This window comes from Petralouisia sp., assembly GCF_056822245.1.
Genome location: NZ_JBQIOP010000061.1, coordinates 1 through 19,656 on the forward strand (window position 1 = coordinate 1; position 19,656 = coordinate 19,656).

15 protein-coding genes and 1 tRNA gene are annotated in these 19,656 nt (G+C 46.0%); 1 reads left to right on the forward strand and 15 read right to left on the reverse strand.

Going from position 1 to position 19,656, the window contains the following annotated elements; translation table 11 throughout:
- Positions 1-270: 270 nt before the first annotated feature.
- The 13 genes from ACTO17_RS17520 to ACTO17_RS17580 form a co-directional block, all read right to left on the reverse strand.
- The gene (locus ACTO17_RS17520) at positions 271-915 is read right to left on the reverse strand and encodes an HD domain-containing protein (RefSeq protein WP_482558844.1); all 645 of its coding nucleotides are present in this window, start codon (positions 913-915) and stop codon (positions 271-273) included.
- Positions 916-953: 38 nt separating this feature from the next.
- Positions 954-1,790, reverse strand: a complete 837-nt coding sequence (locus ACTO17_RS17525; RefSeq protein WP_482558845.1) for an energy-coupling factor ABC transporter ATP-binding protein — start codon at positions 1,788-1,790, stop codon at positions 954-956.
- 47 nt (positions 1,791-1,837) lie between these two features.
- Positions 1,838-2,695 carry a cobalt ECF transporter T component CbiQ gene (gene cbiQ, locus ACTO17_RS17530; protein WP_482558846.1) on the reverse strand — a complete coding sequence of 286 codons (858 nt, stop codon included), beginning with the start codon at positions 2,693-2,695 and terminating at the stop codon, positions 1,838-1,840.
- Positions 2,696-2,866: 171 nt separating this feature from the next.
- On the reverse strand, positions 2,867-3,541 hold the full coding sequence (gene ung / locus ACTO17_RS17535; protein WP_482558847.1) for a uracil-DNA glycosylase: 675 nt from the start codon (positions 3,539-3,541) through the stop codon (positions 2,867-2,869).
- A gap of 72 nt (positions 3,542-3,613) precedes the next feature.
- On the reverse strand, positions 3,614-4,375 hold the full coding sequence (hisF, locus tag ACTO17_RS17540) for an imidazole glycerol phosphate synthase subunit HisF (protein WP_482558848.1): 762 nt from the start codon (positions 4,373-4,375) through the stop codon (positions 3,614-3,616).
- A gap of 2 nt (positions 4,376-4,377) precedes the next feature.
- The gene (gene hisH, locus ACTO17_RS17545) at positions 4,378-4,992 is read right to left on the reverse strand and encodes an imidazole glycerol phosphate synthase subunit HisH (protein ID WP_172539550.1); all 615 of its coding nucleotides are present in this window, start codon (positions 4,990-4,992) and stop codon (positions 4,378-4,380) included.
- 13 nt (positions 4,993-5,005) lie between these two features.
- Positions 5,006-6,673 (reverse strand): hypothetical protein, encoded by a 1,668-nt coding sequence (locus ACTO17_RS17550; protein WP_482558849.1) that lies wholly within the window; start codon positions 6,671-6,673, stop codon positions 5,006-5,008.
- A 183-nt stretch (positions 6,674-6,856) separates the two neighbouring features.
- Positions 6,857-8,221, reverse strand: coding sequence for a PFL family protein (locus ACTO17_RS17555; RefSeq protein ID WP_172539548.1), 1,365 nt, complete (start codon positions 8,219-8,221; stop codon positions 6,857-6,859).
- 11 nt (positions 8,222-8,232) lie between these two features.
- Positions 8,233-8,517, reverse strand: coding sequence for an ACT domain-containing protein (locus ACTO17_RS17560; protein WP_172539547.1), 285 nt, complete (start codon positions 8,515-8,517; stop codon positions 8,233-8,235).
- A gap of 42 nt (positions 8,518-8,559) precedes the next feature.
- Entirely contained in the window at positions 8,560-9,357 is a 798-nt protein-coding gene (locus ACTO17_RS17565; RefSeq protein WP_482558855.1) for an MBL fold metallo-hydrolase, read from the reverse strand.
- A 5-nt stretch (positions 9,358-9,362) separates the two neighbouring features.
- Positions 9,363-12,464: a dephospho-CoA kinase gene (gene coaE, locus ACTO17_RS17570; RefSeq protein ID WP_482558850.1), complete on the reverse strand. Its 3,102-nt coding sequence runs from the start codon at positions 12,462-12,464 to the stop codon at positions 9,363-9,365.
- Between the two features lie 25 nt (positions 12,465-12,489).
- The gene (gene polA, locus ACTO17_RS17575) at positions 12,490-15,210 is read right to left on the reverse strand and encodes a DNA polymerase I (RefSeq protein WP_482558851.1); all 2,721 of its coding nucleotides are present in this window, start codon (positions 15,208-15,210) and stop codon (positions 12,490-12,492) included.
- Between the two features lie 496 nt (positions 15,211-15,706).
- Positions 15,707-17,497, reverse strand: coding sequence for an aminopeptidase P family protein (locus tag ACTO17_RS17580; RefSeq protein ID WP_482558852.1), 1,791 nt, complete (start codon positions 17,495-17,497; stop codon positions 15,707-15,709).
- 142 nt (positions 17,498-17,639) lie between these two features.
- Between ACTO17_RS17580 and ACTO17_RS17585 the strand changes: the two genes are divergently transcribed.
- A tRNA-Leu gene (locus tag ACTO17_RS17585) sits at positions 17,640-17,722 on the forward strand.
- 83 nt (positions 17,723-17,805) lie between these two features.
- Here ACTO17_RS17585 and ACTO17_RS17590 read toward each other — a convergent pair.
- Both ACTO17_RS17590 and ACTO17_RS17595 read right to left on the reverse strand, forming a co-directional pair.
- On the reverse strand, positions 17,806-19,065 hold the full coding sequence (locus ACTO17_RS17590; protein WP_482558853.1) for a tyrosine-type recombinase/integrase: 1,260 nt from the start codon (positions 19,063-19,065) through the stop codon (positions 17,806-17,808).
- Positions 19,066-19,301: 236 nt separating this feature from the next.
- Positions 19,302-19,562: a hypothetical protein gene (locus ACTO17_RS17595; RefSeq protein ID WP_482558854.1), complete on the reverse strand. Its 261-nt coding sequence runs from the start codon at positions 19,560-19,562 to the stop codon at positions 19,302-19,304.
- Positions 19,563-19,656: the final 94 nt, after the last annotated feature.

Here is a 19,656-nt window from a genome sequence, read left to right on the forward strand (position 1 = left end):
GTCTTAACACTTTATAGCAATACATTTTTTCAAAGGCTGCCATAAGACAGCTTGTTAAAGTGCGCCATTTATTGGCTGCCCTCTACTTTCTTTCACAGTAAAACCTCCTCTCTTTTATGGGTGTGCGAAAAAATAGTTTGGTTGTTAATTCTATTATCTCGCATCTCCCCATAAAATGGGAGGTTTTTTTACGAAAAATTTTTAAGCGTCAGTGCTGTCTGCCTGCTTCCATAAATCTAAAAAACAAAATCAATTTGCCATAAAATTTTATCATATATCAAAATACGGGCTTCCGATCATCAAATCCTCTGCCAGAATTTCCGCAAATTCCGAAACCACCTGTTTCTTTTTCTCCCAAAAAATCTTCGCCCGCTCCGTCACCATGGGATTGGGCTCCTCTTTATTGGAATTCTCCATGATATGATAATAAGCAGCCGCATAACTCTGGGCATGAATATTTCCCATGCTCATACAGTCCCAGACAATTCCCATGGCCCCTTCTTCGTCCAGCAAGTCAGCCTCCATCAGCAAAACCAACTCCAGACTGGTATTTTTGTCTTTCAATAGCGACTTGTTGCTATGGGCATAAATCAGTCTTTCCACCTGCTTTCGAACTTCCTCGTCCATCTGGTGCGCGACGGCATATTCATGAAACGCCTTCCCGCTGCGCAGGGCATGACGGTCGTTCTCCTCCTTTTCATAGCCGATATCATGAAAAATTGCAGCCGTGTACAAAACTTCCTTCTCCACCTGCTCCATTCCTTCTGCCAGCCGAAAACACCAGTACAGGACACGAATCGTATGCTGAAACCGGGAACGGAAGGGATGTCTCGGATTCTGGGCAGCCATCCCTCCGTGTTCCGTAAGATATTCTTTCACGTAAGTCAAATATTCGATATACCGTTCTCTCCTCATGCTGCTCCTCTCTGTCCCATTGAAACCAGACTATAAAATCAATGTATGACTAATGCTTCTGCCAGTTCTTTCGCCTGCCTGGGATAACTGTCTTTCAGAATCAGGTCCTGAGCCGACAGCGTTTCATATACCGTCAGCATTTCCGGTTTCTTCAGATGAGCCTGTTTTAACACTTCCTCCTGCTGAAAAACCTCCAGGGTTCCTCCATCTGCAATCAGCTCTCCCCGGTCAAAAACAAGCACCCGCTCTGCCCAACGATAGGCAAAATCCACATCATGGGTGGAAATCAGCAATGTTTTCCCTTCTCCCGACAATTTTCCCAACACTTCCTCCAACATGTCTCCGCTGAGAGGATCTAAGGCCGCCGTAGGCTCATCAAACAGTATAACCTCCGGCTTCATGGCAATAATATCCGCAATACTGACCCGCTTTTTCTCCCCGCCGCTTAAATAATGGGGGGGACGCTCCCGGTATTCCAGCAAATCCATGTATTCCAAAGCCTGTGTCACCCTCTGCCTGACTTCTTCCCTGGGCAGCTTCAGGTTCACAGGGCCGAAGGCTACTTCCGCCTGGACACTGGAAGCAATCATCTGATTGTCCGCATCCTGAAACACAAATCCCACATGTTTTCTCAAATGATTCAAATCCTTTTTGCCAATCTGCTTTCCCCGGTAAACAATTTTCCCTTCTTTGGGCCAAAGCACTCCGTTCAGATTCAGAAAAAATGTGGATTTTCCCGCTCCGTTGGAACCCATAACTGCAATTTTTTCTCCCTGATGGATCGAAAGGCTTAACTTTTGCAATACCGGACGCCCGGATTGGTACTCAAAAGCCAGCTGTTCCGTCCGCAAAATCTCCTCTGTACTATATCCCAATCTTTCTCCCTTCCACTGCCCCATTTGTAAAAATCTTATTGTTACACTTATTTTACCAGAAAAAACAGGAAAAGCAATCCCAAGGCGTACATTGCCAAAATTTCTGCCTGCCAGAATTTCACCGGCTTTTCTTCCTCCCAGAAAAGAAATTCTCCCTCATATCCCCGGGAAACCATGGCGTCGTAATAAGTATCTGCCTTCCGCAGAGAAAGCAGAAAAAGATTTCCTCCCGTCTGCCCAAAGGAACGGCAGGAGGTTTTAAAATCCACATACCCCAGTCTGGACACCGCCGCCGTTTTCATGTTTCTCTGGACTTTGGTCAGTATAAAAATAAACCGATAAATCATATTCATCAGTTCCACAATAATTTTAGGGACATGGGCTTTTCTGAGCACCCCTGCCAATTCCCCGGCAGAAGTGGACAATGCCAGGAAATACATAGCGCTTACAGCTCCCATAGCCTTAAAAAACAGTTCCATAGCCTGACGGATACCCTCATTTGAGAGATAGAGATAACACCCATGCAGGGAAATCCAGTAATCCCCTGCCGGCTGAGAAGAAACTCCGCAGGCAATGGCCACACTCCCAAGCGCCAGAAACGCTATGGGGATTTTTAAAAACCCAATGTAATCCCGAAGGGGAACCTGACTGGCCCATACATTTACAATTCCCATGGACAGAAGCACAGCGGCCGAAATTTCTATCCGGTTCAGCACAAGACACAAAAGCAATGCAGTCCCGGCGGCAGTCACTTTATAGCTGTCGTTCCATTTTCTCAGCGGGGACTGGCTTGCATAATAATCCATGCTCCCCACTCCCCGGAGGGAATGACGGCGCCCGGAGGGAGCAGCCTCCCTGCAGCCGGCACTGTCCTGCCTTTTGCCTAGAAAATTCTGCAACTTCATTTCTGGTTTCCTTTCCTGTAAATCAAAAAGAGACTGTTGGAAAATGTAATTCTTATACAATATATGGTTGTGACATAAAAAATCACAAGATATATTGCACTTCTTTTCCCACAGCCCCTTCATTCTCTTAACTTATGTCCGGATACAGCCGTTTTCATCCTTCTGTTCCCGCTAAATATTTTCAATCTGCCAGTCAACAGGCTCTGCTCCATGAGATTGCAGAAATTCGTTCGCCTGACTGAAATGCCTGCATCCGAAAAATCCCCGGTACGCTGACAGCGGACTTGGATGGGGCGCTTTCAAAATCAGATGACCGGGATTAGTCAGCATGGAGCTTTTGCTTTGCGCCGGTCTGCCCCACAGCATAGAAACTATGGGCCTGTCCTGAGCATTTACCGCATGAATAATCGCATCTGTAAACTGCTCCCAGCCCTGGCCCTGATGGGAATTTGCCTGATGCGCCCGAACCGTAAGCACAGTATTCAGCATCAGAACTCCCTGTCTGGCCCATTTTACCAGATACCCGTTATTGGGTATCTCACAGCCCAGATCGTCCTGCAGTTCTTTGTAAATATTTTCCAGAGAAGGCGGCGCCGGCACACCCGGCTTTACCGAAAAGCAAAGCCCATGGGCCTGCCCCTCGTTGTGGTAAGGATCTTGCCCCAGAATCAATACTTTCACATCTTTTAACGGCGTCAGATGCAGCGCGTTAAAAATATCATCTGCCGGCGGATAAACCACCCTGGTATTGTATTCTTCCTTTACAAATTTATACAATTTGGCATAATAGGGCTTTTTGAATTCCTCTCCGACAGCCTCCAACCAGTCATTTTCCAACATTCCCATAATATCTCGCTCCTTTTATCTTCCTACCGGCATTCTGATGTGTTCCCCGTAAATAACCATCCTCACACTGACCTACAGCCTTACCGGTATGTGCTCTTTTGCTAAATATTGTTTCAGCTCCATAATCTCCAGTTCTTTATAGTGAAACAGAGAAGCTGCCAGGGCCGCATCTGCGCCGCCTTCTGTCAATGCTTCTTTAAAATGCTCTTTTGTCCCTGCACCGCCTGATGCAATCACCGGTATGGTAACAGCGTCCGCAATAGCCCTGGTCAGCTCCAGATCATATCCGGCCTTTGTGCCGTCACAGTCCATACTGGTCAATAAAATCTCTCCGGCTCCCAGCTGATTGGCCTTTGCCGCCCATTCCACGGCATCCAGGCCGGTGTCAATCCGGCCGCCGTTTTTATAGACATTCCAACCGCTGCCGTCCGGCCGCCGCCTGGCGTCTATGGCCACGACCACGCACTGGCTGCCGAATTTGTCTGCCGCTTCCTGAATCAATTCAGGGGTGTTGACAGCGGAAGAATTAATGGAAATTTTATCTGCACCTTCCCGCAGCAGCGCTTTAAAATCCTCCACGGTACGGATTCCTCCGCCTACGGTAAAGGGAATAAAGACCGTCTCTGCCACACGGCGCACCATATCCACAACGGTATTTCTGGCATCCGAGGATGCGGTAATATCCAAAAAAACCACTTCATCCGCCCCTGCTCTGTCATAAGCCGCCGCAACTGCCACCGGATCTCCGGCATCCCTGAGATTTACGAAATTAACGCCTTTCACCACACGGCCGTTATGAACATCCAGACAGGGAATAATTCTTTTTGTGAACATGATTACACCTCCCCTATCCCGGCAAAATTCCGGAGAATCTTAAGGCCCATGGAGCTGCTTTTTTCCGGATGGAACTGACAGGCAAACACTGAATCCTGCTCCACCGAGGCGTGAATGGCAACGCCGTAATCTGAAGAAGCCCTGACAATGCTTTCTTCTTTTGCTTTCAGATAAAAAGAGTGCACAAAATATACGAATGTTCCTTCCGGCACACCTTCAAATAATCTGCCCTGATTCTGCAAATGCAGGGAATTCCAACCAATATGAGGGATTTTCAGCCCTGGTGCATCCGGAATTTTCACAATCTGCCCATCTAAAATATGCAGACCTTCCACGCCGCCATTCTCTTCGCTGCCCTCAAACAAAAGCTGCAGGCCCAGACAGATTCCCAATAACGGCCTCTGCCTGTGAACTGCTTCCTGTATCACTTGATCCAGTTCAAATTTTTTCAGATGATCCATGGCTTCTCCAAAAGCGCCCACACCGGGAAGGATTACTTTATCCGCCGAAAGAATCTCTTTCCGATCTCTGGTAACAATACTCTCTTCTCCCAGAAATTTCAGGGCCTTTTCCACGCTTTTCAGATTTCCTGCATCATAATCTATAATCGCTATCATATTGTGCACCTGTCTATTTCTCTTTTAAAAGCCCAAGACCGTTAATGATATCATACAGCATATATGTATATTCTTCCTTATCATGAACGGCATACAGTTCTCTTGCCTGATCTAAGGTCATGCCGAATTTCTCAGACAGAAGCGATTCCAGTTCTGCAAGCATATTGTCATACTCTGCAGACGCCCCTGCCTTGGCAGCGTCCGATGCATTCTTGTCGTATCTGCCCACGCCGCAGATCAGAGCATTTAAGGATTCGGTGTGCATCTCCTGCCCCAGATACGTTTCATAATTCCGAAGCTGCTGCTGTACGTATGCGGTATATTTCGCTTTCAGATACAGTTCTTCATCCGCTGCCTTCACCTTTGCGCCCTGGGTAAAACAGGTATAGGCTTCCACATAATCCCCGTTTTCATAGTACTCTTTGGCATTGGCAATATCCATGGTGTAACCAACCTGGGTGGAAACCAGGTAAATCAAAACAACCAGGGATGCTCCCACCAGCATAATCATAAATACCGGCTTCTTGGGAAGGGGCTTTGATTTTTCCACAACCTTCGGCTTCTTTTCCTTTTTGGGTTTGGCTTGTTTTTCCCTTTCCTTCTGGGCCTTCTTCTCGGCTTTCGCCTGTTTCTTTTCTGCCTTTTTCTGGTCTTTCTGGGCCTTCTTTTCTTTCTTCTTCTGGGCTTTCAGGGCCTTATCATCTTTTTCCTTCTTGCCCTTTTTCCCTTCCAGTTCCCGCAGAGCCGCCATGTTCTCGTCGGAAACATCGTCTATATCGCCGATTCCGGAACCAGCCTCCTCTGCTTCTTCCTCATCTTCTCCAAAAAGAGCCAGTGACAGGCGCTTGAAAAATCCCGGTTTTTTCTCATCCGGGTCTTTTTTCTTCTTTTTGCCTTTCTTTCCCTTTTCTGATTCTTCCTCTTCAGTCAAAACCTGATCCAGCTCTTCTTTGCTGTCCTTTACGTTTTCACTCTCGTTTTCATTTCCAATTCCAAGATCTCCGATCTCTTTCGCCAGATCTCTGGCCATGGATTCCAGTTCATCTTCCGGCATATTTCCTGCCTCTCCTTCTTCTCCTTCATCAGAAAACATATCTGTCAGACCAGATCCGTCGTCATCTCCGAAGCCCATCATATCCGTATCATTCATGGTATTTACCATAAATTCCTGATTCTCCGGTTCTACGCCTGAAGCTTCCGGCTCAAATTCCGGATCTATCTGATCCAGTACCGGATCTTCCTCCGGAAAATTCTGCAGAGTTTCATCGATAGATAAATCTTCTTCCCCCAGATTATCAATTCCGCCGAACGTATCAATATCACCAAGCGTATCTATCTCGTCAAGAGTATCTATCTCGTCAAGAGTATTTATCTCATCAAGAGTATTTATCTCGTCAAGGGTATCCATCTCGTTCCTATCGTCAATATCGTCCCGTGCAGTGTTTTTCACATTGCTGACAATATTGTCAATATCTTCCATATCAAAATCCATATCCAGGTCGGATTCCGGCTCTGCCTTTTCCTTGCTTCGTTCAAATTCCTGCAGGAAATCATTTTCATCATCTTCAGAAAAAGAACTGTTAAACTCCTCCAGGAAATCTTCTTCAGACCCCTGGAAATCTTCCGGCTCATCCTCCACTCCCCGTAACAGTCTATCCAGATAATCTTCTCTCTCGTTCAAAGATTCCACCTCCGGTGATTTATTCTTTGGGTTTACCCTCAGGGTTGATTCTCTTGGACACGTTCACCCTCAGGACTCCTCCCTAATATTTGGGCCCAATCTTTGTGGCCTTCCAGGTTGTTTACAAATATTCGGGTCCCTCCTCAGGGTCAATTATACCACATCTTTTCTTATTACACAAATCTAATTCTTAAAACTGTGTATGGGCGCTGGTATCCTGCCTCCGCGGCTGATGAAAGCTTCACAGCCATATCTGTTTACCGGCATTACCGGGGCATGGCCGAGCAAACCGCCGAATTCCACTGTTTCTCCGATTTTTTTCCCAATCACCGGAATCAGGCGCACGGCTGTTGTTTTCTGATTGATCATGCCGATTGCCATTTCATCTGCAATTATTCCGGAAATGGCAGAGGGCGGCACATCTCCCGGAATAGCAATCATGTCAAGGCCCACAGAGCAGACACAGGTCATGGCCTCTAATTTTTCCAGGGTTAAAGCCCCGGCTTCTACTGCGTCGATCATGCCCTGATCTTCGCTGACCGGAATAAAAGCGCCGCTCAGTCCGCCTACATAGGATGACGCCATTATGCCGCCTTTTTTTACCTGGTCGTTCAATAATGCCAAAGCCGCCGTAGTTCCGGGAGCGCCGGCATATTCCAGCCCGATTTCCTCTAAAATCTCTGCCACAGAATCGCCTACTGCCGGCGTAGGGGCCAGGGACAAATCAATAATTCCAAAGGGAATTCCCATTCTCCGGCTGGCCTCCTGGGCCACAAGCTGACCTACGCGGGTAATTTTAAAAGCCGTCTTTTTGATGGTTTCACAAAGTGTTTCAAAATTTTCTCCCCGCACCCGTTCCAGCGATTTTTTCACCACGCCGGGACCGGAAACTCCCACATTGATAATGGCGTCCGCCTCTGTCACTCCATGAAACGCGCCTGCCATAAAGGGGTTGTCATCCGGCGCATTGCAGAAAATCACTAACTTCGCACAGCCCAGAGAATCGTTCTCTTTGGTATATTCTGCCGTCTGTAGCACAATTTCTCCCATCAGCTTCACCGCATCCATGTCAATGCCGGTTTTGGTGGAGCCTACATTAACAGAACTGCACACCCGCTCCGTAACGGAAAGGGCTTTGGGAATGGAACGGATCAGATGTTCGTCTCCTTTGGTCATTCCCTTTGACACCAGAGCAGAATATCCTCCGATAAAGTTAACTCCCACTTCCTTTGCCGCCCGATCTAACGTCCTGGCAATAGTGACAAAGTCCTCCGGCGTTTTACAGGCCGCCTGCCCCACCAATGCCACAGGCGTTACGGAAATCCGCTTATTTACCACCGGAATACAGTAATCCCGTTCAATTTCCTCGCCTGTTTCCACCAATTTTGCCGCAGTATCCGTAATTTTTTTATAAATATTCCTGTTTAGCTGCTCCAAATCAGAATCAATACAGTCCAACAGGCTGATTCCCAGAGTAATGGTGCGGACATCCAGATTTTCCTGCTCAATCATTTTATTGGTTTCGTTTACTTCCCAGATATTTATCATTGCTCTGCTCCTTAAATTCTGTGCATTTTATTAAAAATTTCTTCTCTCTGGCACTTGATGGACACGCCGATTTTCTCTCCCACCTGCTCTAATTCCTTCGCGCACTGTCCAAAAGGCTTTGCGGCTCCGTTCATATCCACAATCATCATCATATTAAAAAATCCCTGCACAATCGTCTGGCTGATATCCAGTACATTGATGCCGTTTTCTGCAAGATATGTACATACGCCGGCAATGATACCTACCGTATCTTTTCCCACCACCGTGATAATCGTTCTGTCTGCCTTTTTGTCCATTCTCTTTTCATCCTCCATTTCATGTGTATGTCACATTCTGTTCTAAAATTCAATCACATCCGAAACCATATCGCGTCTTGCCACATGAATCGGGAAATCATCGGCGCGGTAAGGATTTTCTGACATATCAATCTCCAGTCTTACCGCTTCATAGGCCAGTTTTTCGTAATTATTTTCTTTGCTTAAGTGCCCCAGAATCACAGTTCTAAAGTTATCATGAAGCAGCTCGCTGAGAAGCCGGCCCGATAATTCATTGGACAAATGCCCCTTTTCTCCCAGAATCCGCTGCTTTAAATAGTAGGGATAAGTCCCTACCTGCAGCATATGCACATCATGATTGGCTTCTAACAGCAACACGTCAAGATTCTGCAGTTTATCTGTGATATAACTGTCATACATGCCAAGATCTGTCATAACAGCCATTGATTTTTTTCCCTGGCGCAAAAGATAGGCTGTGGGCATGGCGGCGTCATGGGAAATGGCTATGGGGCTTATCGTAATATCCCCGATGGTAAAATCCTGATCCGGCCTAATCTCATGAAACAGTTCTTTGGGAATTTCGCCTACGCTTTTACACTTTAAAACCGCTTCCCTGGTTCCCTTTGTGGCATAAATGGGAATGCCGTACCGCCGGGCCATCACGCCCAGGCCGCTGATATGATCCGCATGTTCATGGGTAATCAGAATTCCGTCTGCTTCCCGGGCAGTATGGCCGATCTCATTCAGACCTGCTTCGATGCGTTTTCCGCTGATACCGGTATCGATCAGAAGGCTTGTGGTCTCTGTTCCTGCAAAAATGCAGTTCCCGCTGCTGCCGCTTGCAATGCTGCACAACTTCATAGCCATTAGTCCTCCCAGTAAATTTCTAATACATCCCCATACTTGAGAGGCGCAGTATAGGAAGGAATTTCGCCGTTTAATTTGGTGACAATGGCCCTTCCTTTTCCGGCATTCAAATCAAATGAGATGGCGTCAAATACGTCTACAAATACATAGGAGGCTTTTCCGGTTAAAGTCACTGCCGCGTTATTGACAATCACCTGCAGGGAAACTCCCGCCGGCTTTTCTTTTACAACTTTAACCTCCGGCTTCTTGCGGATGGTAGGACGGATGTCACTTTCCACGGTCTGCTGAGACTGCAAATATTTTTCTTCCAGTTCTTCCTGGGTCAGATTCTCCTCTTTTCCGGCTTCTTCTTCCGACTGCTCCGTTATTGTCTCCCGGGCCTGCTGGGCCGAATCTTGCGGTTTCCGGACTGTTTCTGTCTGTGTCACCTCGGTCTGCGGCTGCTTCGGCTCAGCTTCCGTTCCCTGGGCTGCTTCTTCTTTTTTCAGCTCAGCTTCAGGTTCCTGCAGGGTTTCTGCCTGTTTTGCCTCAACTTCAGGTTCCTGCAGGGTTTCTGCCTGTTTTGCCTCAGCTTCCGGCTCCCGGGCTGCTTCTTTCTGGCTCGGCTCAGCTTCCGGTTCCTCCAAACTCAGTTCTTCTTCTGGCTCTGGCTGCTCCATCGGCAATTCCTCTGGCTGCACGGGGTCCTCCAGGGGCTTGCCGTATACGTTTTCAATCTCAGACAAAGGCGTCCGGTACGTAATCACTTCCCATTCTACCGAGAAATTCTCATACACCTGGGTGTCCAAATCCGCCGGCTTGTTATTGACAAGAATTTCGCTGTTCAGATCGATTTCCACATCCATAAATTCCATAATCTGGGCAACGGTATAGAAGCCGCGCATTTCCACCCAGTCATTTTCCTGAATCTCATAGTAGGGCGGCTCCAGACTGCCGTTTACTTCTGCAAATTTCGGACAGGTAATCATTCTGCCGTTTACTTCAAAGGTTATTACAACTCTGCCGTATTCCTCCAGCTCCTCTAACCGGCACACGGCTGCTTCTCCCACGGTGGAAGGTTCAATCACAATATCGCTGTTGGGCTCTAAAACGGCATTGATACTGGTAATCCGGCCGTTGACCCGCACCACAGCGGATTCACCGGGTTCTCCTCTGACAATCCGTTTCTTTCCGTTTACATAGAAATTAATTTCTTTTCCTCTTCTTGGGAAAAGCTGATCATTGGGGAATCCTGCCCGAAGGGCTGCGTCTACAATGGTCAGCTTGTTGTTATCGTACAGTTTAATTCTTTCCCCGTTAAACCGTACAAAAACAAAATTATTCTTCTGATCATAATAGCTGATGCAAATGCCGATAGGCGTAACCAACAGAGGATCTTTCTTAATTTCCTGCTGCTCAAAATGGATTTCCTGCAGCACTTCCTCGCCTCTCAGCGCCACACGCTCTAAAGGAAGCTCCAGTTCTGAAGCCAGATGCTCCACAAATCCGTGAACCTTGCCGCCGCCGCCTACCACAAAAGTAGCGCTTACGGTTTCTCCGCCGTTTAATTCTTTGATTTTTGCTGCAATATCCTCGGTGAGACGGAATACCAAAGGCTCAATCAAATCCCATACTTCCTCTGCTGTGATGGTGTGCTTGATCATCATAATGTCCTGATATTCAATCTCTTTTTCAGTGGTGGAGCTCAATTTGATATGCTCTGCTGTCTTGAAATCCACCAGATAATGCTGCACTAAAAGTTCTGTAATCTCATCTCCGGCGCAGGGGATCATGCCGTAGGCAATAATGCTGCCGTCTCTTGTAACAGAAATATCACTGGTTCCTGCTCCCACGTCCACCAGCGCAATATTCAGCATACGGAACGTCTCCGGAATTGCCACGTTGATGGCGGCAATTGGCTCCAACGTCAGACTTGCCACTTTCAGTCCTGCCAGCCCAACGGCGGAATACAGACCGTCCACCACATCTTCCGGCAGGAAGGTCACGATAATATCCGCACTGACTACCTCCGCTTTATGCCCTTCCAGATTGGAAAAAACATCTCCGTTCAGATAATATTTCACCACTGAATATCCCACACAGTAAAATTTAAAATTCGTATCGTTATTTTCATTTAAAATCTGCTGCGCTTTCTCAATCCCCAGTAAATCAAGGGTATGCACATCTTCTCCGGTCACTACCACTTCTTCCTCAAAGCTGTACTCTACGGTAGTGGTAACTGTTTTCAGCACACGTCCTGCAGCTGCAATGCATACTTCGCTTAAAGAAAGATGGCTCTGCTCTTCCAGTTCTTTTTTCACAGCATTGATCGTCCGGCCCACGCGTCCGATATCATGAATCTGTCCGTCTAACATGGAACGGGTCCCGTGCTCTTTGATATATTGGGCAATAACATAGAAATCATCCTCGTCTTTATAGCCCACTGTACCTACCACATTTCTGGTTCCGATATCCAGCCCGAATACCAGGGGAACCCCGTTTAACTGCTGTTCCATCTTACTCAGTTCTCCTTTTTGCTTAATGGCCTGCGCTACCTGATAGAACGTCTCCTCCCTGGTTCCGTTGTTCTCAATCACCACCTGGCAGTGCTTGCGGTATTCGCTGTCGGAAAGCTGGCTTCGAAACATATTTTCCACCTGCTCCTCTGAATAGCCCCTGGAACGCATGATTCTCTTTTTCCTGATTTCCTCGGAGGTGCGGACATACCACAATTCATCGCAGATTTCTCCGTAATTTTCTTCAATCAGAAGAGCCGCCTCCACAATGACATAGTCCAGAATTCCCATGCGCTCCTGCTCTGCAATCTGTCCGATGATGTATTCTTTCACGGCCGGATGCATCACCTCATTGACCCGGACGCGCAGTTCATCCGAGCTGAAAATTGCCGCTGACAGCGCTCCCCGATTAATGGTTTCATCGTCATTATATACCTCTACCGGCAGGAATTTCAGTAATTTCCGGTAACACTCACTTCCCGGCTCCATCAGCCTTTTGGCTATCTTGTCCGCAATGAGATTTTTCACTCTGTAATTCTGTTCCAAATACTCCAGGATGGCAGATTTCCCTGCTCCAACTCCTCCAGTAATTCCAATTACCTGCATACGTCAAAACTCCTTTATCAATAATTTAATGCGCTTCATACCAGTCTCTTCCCTGTTTCATGTCAATTTCCAATTGAACCGAAAGGACGGCTGCGCGTTCCATCTCTTTTTTCAAAATCGCCTTCACCTGCTCCACTTCTTCTTCCCAGGCTTCAATCAGCAATTCGTCGTGAACCTGCAGAATCAGCCTGGAACGAAGCCCCTGTTCATACAGCGATTCATTGACCCTTATCATTGCAATCTTGATAATATCCGCCGCGGTTCCCTGGATCGGCGCATTCATAGCCACCCGCTCCCCAAAAGAACGCTGCATAAAATTCCCGGATGATAACTCCGGCACCGGCCTGCGCCTGCCAAACAGCGTGGACACATATCCCTGCTCCCTGGCGTCATCCACCAGGCGATCTAAAAACTGCTTCACTCCCGGATAAGTTTCAAAATAAGATTCGATATATCCGGCCGCTTCTTTTTTGGTAATGCTCAAATCCTGGCTTAATCCAAAGGAGCTGATCCCGTACACAATTCCGAAATTCACAGCCTTGGCATTGCGCCGCTGCAGGGAGGTCACCTCTTCAAAGGGCACATGAAACACCTGGGACGCCGTAATTCTGTGGATATCCTGGGCCTTCCGGTATGCGCCGATTAAGTTCTCATCTCCGGACATATGGGCGAGCACCCGCAGCTCTATTTGAGAGTAATCCGCATCAATCAGCACGCATCCTTCTCTGGGGATAAATACCTTCCGAATCTGCCGCCCCAGCTCCATCCGGATGGGAATATTCTGTAAGTTTGGTTCCGCGCTGCTGAGCCTTCCCGTGGCTGTAATAGTCTGGTGAAACGTAGAGCGGATTCTTCCGTCCTCCTCAATATAATTGGCAAGGCCTTCCGCATAGGTGGATTTTAATTTGGTCAGCTGACGGTACTCTAAAATCTTTGACACCAGAGGATAATCGCCTGCCAGCTTGTCCAGCACATCCGCCGCAGTGGAATATCCTGTTTTTGTTTTTTTGCCGTAAGGCATTTTTAATTTGTCAAACAGGATCACCCCCAGCTGTTTGGGGGAATTGATATTAAATTCCTCGCCTGCCTCCTGATAAATCTCCCGCTCCAACTCTGTAATTTTCTCTGAAAGATTCCCGCCGTAGGATTTCAGCGCTTCCCCGTTGACCTGTACGCCTTCCCGTTCCATCTCATACAAGGTGTACACCAGAGGCAGTTCTATCTCCTGATAAAGCTGCTCCATGCCTGTTTCCTTCAGCTTCTGTTCCAGCGCGTCCGCCGCCCGAAAAGGCACCGCCGCCTGAAACGCCGCATATTTAAACAGCTCTTCTCCCTTTTCCTGAAATGCCTGAAACAAGGACAGCTTGCCCAGTAAATCTCCCCGGGACGGAATCATCAAATCCAGATATTCCTTGGCAATGTCCTCGCAGGTATAATCATTTTTCAGGGGATTAAGCAAATAGGCGCTGATTAAAACGTCTGAAATCTGACCCCTTGTTTCTCTTGGAACGGGCAGCCAGGGAAGCTGGGATTTTAAATCAAAAGTAACGGTCTTTTTTCCCTTTTGTAGCAGCAGGAGAAACTGTTCTGTCAGCCATTGGCCGGTCATTTGCCCGCAAACCTTCAGATAAAAAATCTTCTCCGGACCGTATGCGAGAGAAATACCCAAAATTTCTTCCGTTTTCCCGGGCTTTTTCTCTTTCGTTTCCTGCAGAAAACTATCCAGTGTCATCTGGCCCTCCGGCTCTTTTGCATCAGCGTCTGCCAGAAGCCAAAATCCGATCCGCTCTGCCTCTGCCGCCTCTTTAAAAACCTTCCTGGCCTCTGATACATCCGTTATTTCCTGAAAATACTCCTCCAAAGATACCGGCGGCCCCTCCATCTGAAAACGGCCCAGCATATTTTTAAATTCCAGTTTTTTCATCCATACGTAAGCCTCCGGCGTGAATAAATCTCCCAGCGCCGCCTGCTCCAACTGGTATTCAATGGGGGCATTTACTTCAATGGTGGCCAATGTCTTGCTCATCTGCGCCTGTCCGTAATGCTCCCGCAGATTATTCTGCGCTCTGGGAGGCTTTACCTCATCCACATGAGCATAAGCGTTTTCAATGCTTCCGTAAGAAACAATCAGGGCTGTGGCCGTTTTCTCTCCAATGCCGGGCACTCCCGGAATATTATCTGCCGTATCTCCCATCAATGCCTTGACATCAATAAATTCTTTTGGGGTTACCTGGTATTTTTCTTTCACATCCGCTGCATAATAATCTTCGATTTCCGTTCCGGTGCGTTTTGTTTTGGGAATGCGGATCTTGATACGTTCACTGGCAAGCTGCAGCAAATCCCGGTCTCCGGACACCAGAGAAACCAAAAGCCCCTCTTTCTCGCACCGCAGGGCAAGGGTTCCTAAAATATCGTCCGCTTCATAGCCTTCCTGCTCCACAATCACAACGCCCATGGCCTGCAAAACTTCCTTTATAACAGGCACCTGCTGCCGTAATTCCTCTGCCATTGGTTTTCTGGTTCCTTTGTACGCCTCATACATCTTATGCCGGAATGTGGGGGCATGTACATCAAAAGCCACGGTGAGATAATCCGGCTTTTCTTCCTCCAGTATCCGAAACATAATATTCAAAAAACCATACACGGCATTGGTATGGAGCCCTTCTGTGTTGGTCAGATCCGGTATCCCGAAAAATGCCCGGTTCAGAATACTGTGTCCGTCAATCAAAACTATTTTCTTACTCATACATTGATTCCTTCTATAATAATATAATAAAATTCTCCGCTTTTGCCCATAATCATTTCTATTTTACACCAAATGACCCGGATTTAAAAGTTATTAATTTATGAAATAGCAAAAAATTAGAAAAATATTGCTGTTTTCAGCCTAATACTGCAGCGAACACTCTATATTTTGATACACAGGAACTACAGGATTGCCCTTTGGCTAAGCAAACGGTTCATGGGCGTATTGTGTGGAGGCGAAATCCACTGCTTACGGAGTTTTAGGAGTGACGGCTTTCCGGAACTCCTTAGACGCAGTTAGCAGTTAGTTCGCCAAAACGCTGCCCGGTTTGCGTATCAAAGGGCAATCCGGTAGTTCTGTCCGTATCCAAATATAAAAAGTTCGCTGTAGTATTAAAGTATGTTTAAAAAATGCTCTAAAACAAACTTTTCCATATAAAAACGCGCCTGAAACTCAGATAGAATGAATTTCAGGCACGTACCGCCTCTTTGGCCGGTCAGATGGCTCTGGTGTAAATTTTCAGCCATTCCCGTTCTTCTTCAGTCAGAAACGGAGCAATCTTTTCATAAACCATTTCATGATAATCATTTAATAACTTCCGTTCAGAAGCCGTCATTTCCTCCGGCAGAATCGCATCCAAATCAATGGGAGCATAGGTCACAGTTTCAAATTCCATAAACTGTCCGTATTCATTTTTCTCCGCTTTTTTACAGATCAGCTCATTCTCTGTCCGGATACCGTATTTTCCTTCCAGATAAACTCCCGGCTCATCGGTGGTAACCATGCCCTCTTCCAGCACGCAGCTGTCTCCACGCTCCGGCACAATTTTCCACCGGAATCCATTGGGGCCTTCGTGGACGTTCAAAAGGTAGCCGATGCCATGGCCTGTTCCGCATTTGTAATCCAGGCCTAAGTTCCACAGCGGCCCTCTGGAAAGTATGTCAAGATTCAGTCCCCGGCACCCATACAGGAACTTTGCCGCAGCCAGGTTCAGGTTGGAACGGCAGACAGTGGTAAAATGGAATTTTTCTTCCTCTGTCAAAGATCCAAGAGCCATCGTTCTGGTAATATCCGTGCTTCCTTCCAGATAATGCCCGCCGGAATCCACCAACAGGAATCCTTCCGGCTTCAGTTCCGCGTCTGTCTCCGGCGTTGCCGTATAATGCATCATGGCAGCATTTGCCCCACATGCGCTGATGGTGTCAAAACTTAAATCCACAAACAGTTCCTGTTCTCTTCTTCGCTGCTCCAGATAATCCGAGGCGGAAATCTCTGTGATTTTCTCTTTTCCGATCTTCGTCTTTAACCAGTACATAAATTTGGTAAAAGCCACCCCGTCCTTTACATGGGCATTGCGGATATTCGAAAGTTCTGTTTCATTTTTCACCGCTTTCATCAATTCCGTGGGATTGGCGTCCTGCACCACTTTCACGTTATCATTCAGATTATGGAAAATGCGGTAATTTACAATATTTTTGTCCAGTAAAACAGTTTCACCGGCCGGAATCTGCTCTGCATAACTGTAAATCTCTTCATAGGGCCTGATCTTGATCTGATTATCCCTGCAATAGCCGCACAGTTTTTCATCCAACACTTCCTCATGGATGAACCAGAAGCTTTCCTTTTCTGTGATTGCCGCAAAAGACAGCGCCACCGGCACATGGGAAATGTCTCCGCCGCGGATGTTAAACAGCCAGGCAATATCATACAAGGAGGTCAGGATATGGACGCCTGCTTCCTTTTGGGCCATTTTTTCCCGCACTCTCTGCAATTTGTCTGCTGTGCTTTCCCCTGCATACTTTTCCTCCAGCACAAACACCGGATTCTTGGGAAGCTGCGGCCGGTCCGTCCAGATCAGGCCCACCAGATCTTCCGACACATAGACGCTTCCCTGCCTGTCTCTGGCAGCTTTTTCATAATCCTCCCCGGCTTTGGCATTCATCACACGGCCGTCAAAGCCCAGGCAGCCTTTTTCGGGAAGATTCTGCTCCACGTACTCCTTCACAGTGGGAACCCCTTCTTCTCCCATCCGGTACAATGTCACAGGGGTTCCTGCCAGCTGCCGCTCCGCCTGAATAAAATATCTGCCGTCTGCCCACAGTCCCGCTTCTGTGCCGGTGATCACGGCAGTCCCGGCTGAACCTGTAAATCCCGTTATATATTTTCTGGCTTTAAAATAATCTCCCACATACTCCGATTCATGAAAATCAGAGGTGGGCACAATATACATATCAATCTTTCTCTTTTGCATCTCTGCTCTGAGCGCTTCAATTCTCTCTGCTGTCACCTGTATTCTCCTTTACCTGTAATTTTTTACCGTTTTTATTCTACCACGTTCCTGAAATTCATTCAATGCAGAAACATTGAAAAAAGTACTTGCTTTTTTTTCCTATCTATGGTAATATACTTTTTGTTCGAGTGAACAATATGCCGGCGTGTCGGAATGGCAGACGAGGCAGACTCAAAATCTGTTGTGGGCAACCACGTGCGGGTTCAAGTCCCGCTGCCGGCAGTTCTTTTAAGTGCTGAATCCCTTGGAACATAAGGGGTTTGGCATTTTTTATGTCTGGATTCTTTTGAGAACCTTTGAGAACTTTATTTCACTGCTTGCATAATTTCCCTGTTTATGTTTGACATCACATTGATTTTATACTGGTTATCAGATACATCATACGTATAATTTGAATTATTTACCTTTTCTGTATGTCCAAGAATCGAAGATGCAACAATTGAAGACACCCCTTCACACCGCATCTTTGAATTTAACGTTCTTCTTAATGCATGTATGCTTTTTGTCTGGATTCCTGCCTGAATACATTTATTCCTCATACAATCAGATATTACTCTTGCATGAATCCGTCCATTTTCATTTGCAAATACATATTCGCATAAATATCCATAACCTGTCTCAACTTTTTTAACCTGTTTTAATAATGCTTCTATTTCTCTACTCATTGGAATAAACCGTGGCTTTGCATTTTTCGTTGTATCTATAAAATATGCTTTCTTTTCCCTATCATACTTTTCAGATCTATCAACCAGGATATATTTTTCTTTAAAATTAACATTTCCCCAAATCAAACCAGCTAATTCACCAACTCTCATTCCAGTTAGCGAGGCTAACTCTATTGCATAAGGTGGTATATAGTTTGGTTTATTCCTATGATCCTGTGCGATAATATCGTACAATAACTTCATTTGTTCATCCGATACAACTCTTTCTTCTGCTGTTTTCCCTATCTGAACTTTACAATGCTTCCTTAATACCGGGAAATCTATACTTTCACACGGATTTACCTGGATTATTTTGTCTTTTTGTGCCTTTTGAAAAATTCCATTCAACATCCCAAACATGGTTTTTGCTGCCCGATAGGACAACTCTTTTTGCCTAATCCTATTAATCAGGAAACAATATAAAATTTCATCGTCAATTTTAGAAATGTCCATAAATTCAATTGTGCTATCTTCAAAAAATCTAACATAATCACAATTATATCTATTCATTGTATTATTCGAAACACCACAATCTAATTGTCTTTGAATCCATACATTATATCTTTCCTTAAATATGATAGGTTCCATTTTCAAATTTTTGTAGTATTCAATAACTACATTCTCAATCTCTTTCTTTGAACTTTTTTTCTTCTTTACTCTCCCTTTCTTATCATCCGGCAGATATGTATACCATTTTCCATCTTTTCCCTGCCAAATCTTATATTGATGCTTCTTTAAAAATTCATCTCTTTTCATAGATTCCATGCTATTTTGTACATCATCCATGTTTAGCATACCACTTTTTATCATGAACTGCAATATTTCCGTGCTTTTCCCATATTGCAGGATTTCCGTTTCCATGTTGTTTCCTATGTTACGTCACCTCTGTATCGTTTTTATATTGTAAATGCAGGAGGGTTCTCACCACTGCATGTAATTGTATATTTTTCAAATATTTTATCTTCATAAATGTTATGTGCTCTGTTTTTAGGTTACCTTTGCTGTTTTGTTCCTGTTTCTTCTATACCTATGTGATATAGGGACAGACATGATATGCTGCCCCATATAGTTTCACGTTACTAACTTTATTTATCCATTCACTTACATTTCCGTTTCATCTCTTCCTTCATTTCCGCCATTTCTTTAATCAGTTCCACATACTCCTGTTTCATTTCGTTCAGTTCTTCAATTAGTTCCGTGTACTCCTGGTATGCGTCTCCTGTGAGTTTCGCCTTGTATTCCATGCATTCAGGGCTGTATGCCTCCAACTGCTGCCTCAGGATTCTGTTTTCTTCCTCCAGGCGGTTTATGATGTTCTGCTGGGTCTGGATTTTACGGTCTTTACTGGTTCTGTGCATGGTTATCGCCTCCTGTTTCTGTTGTTTTTTCTTCCAGTTTGTTATCGTCGCAAAATAATCTATGCAGGGTTTTCCGCATAGCTGTTATGGCGTT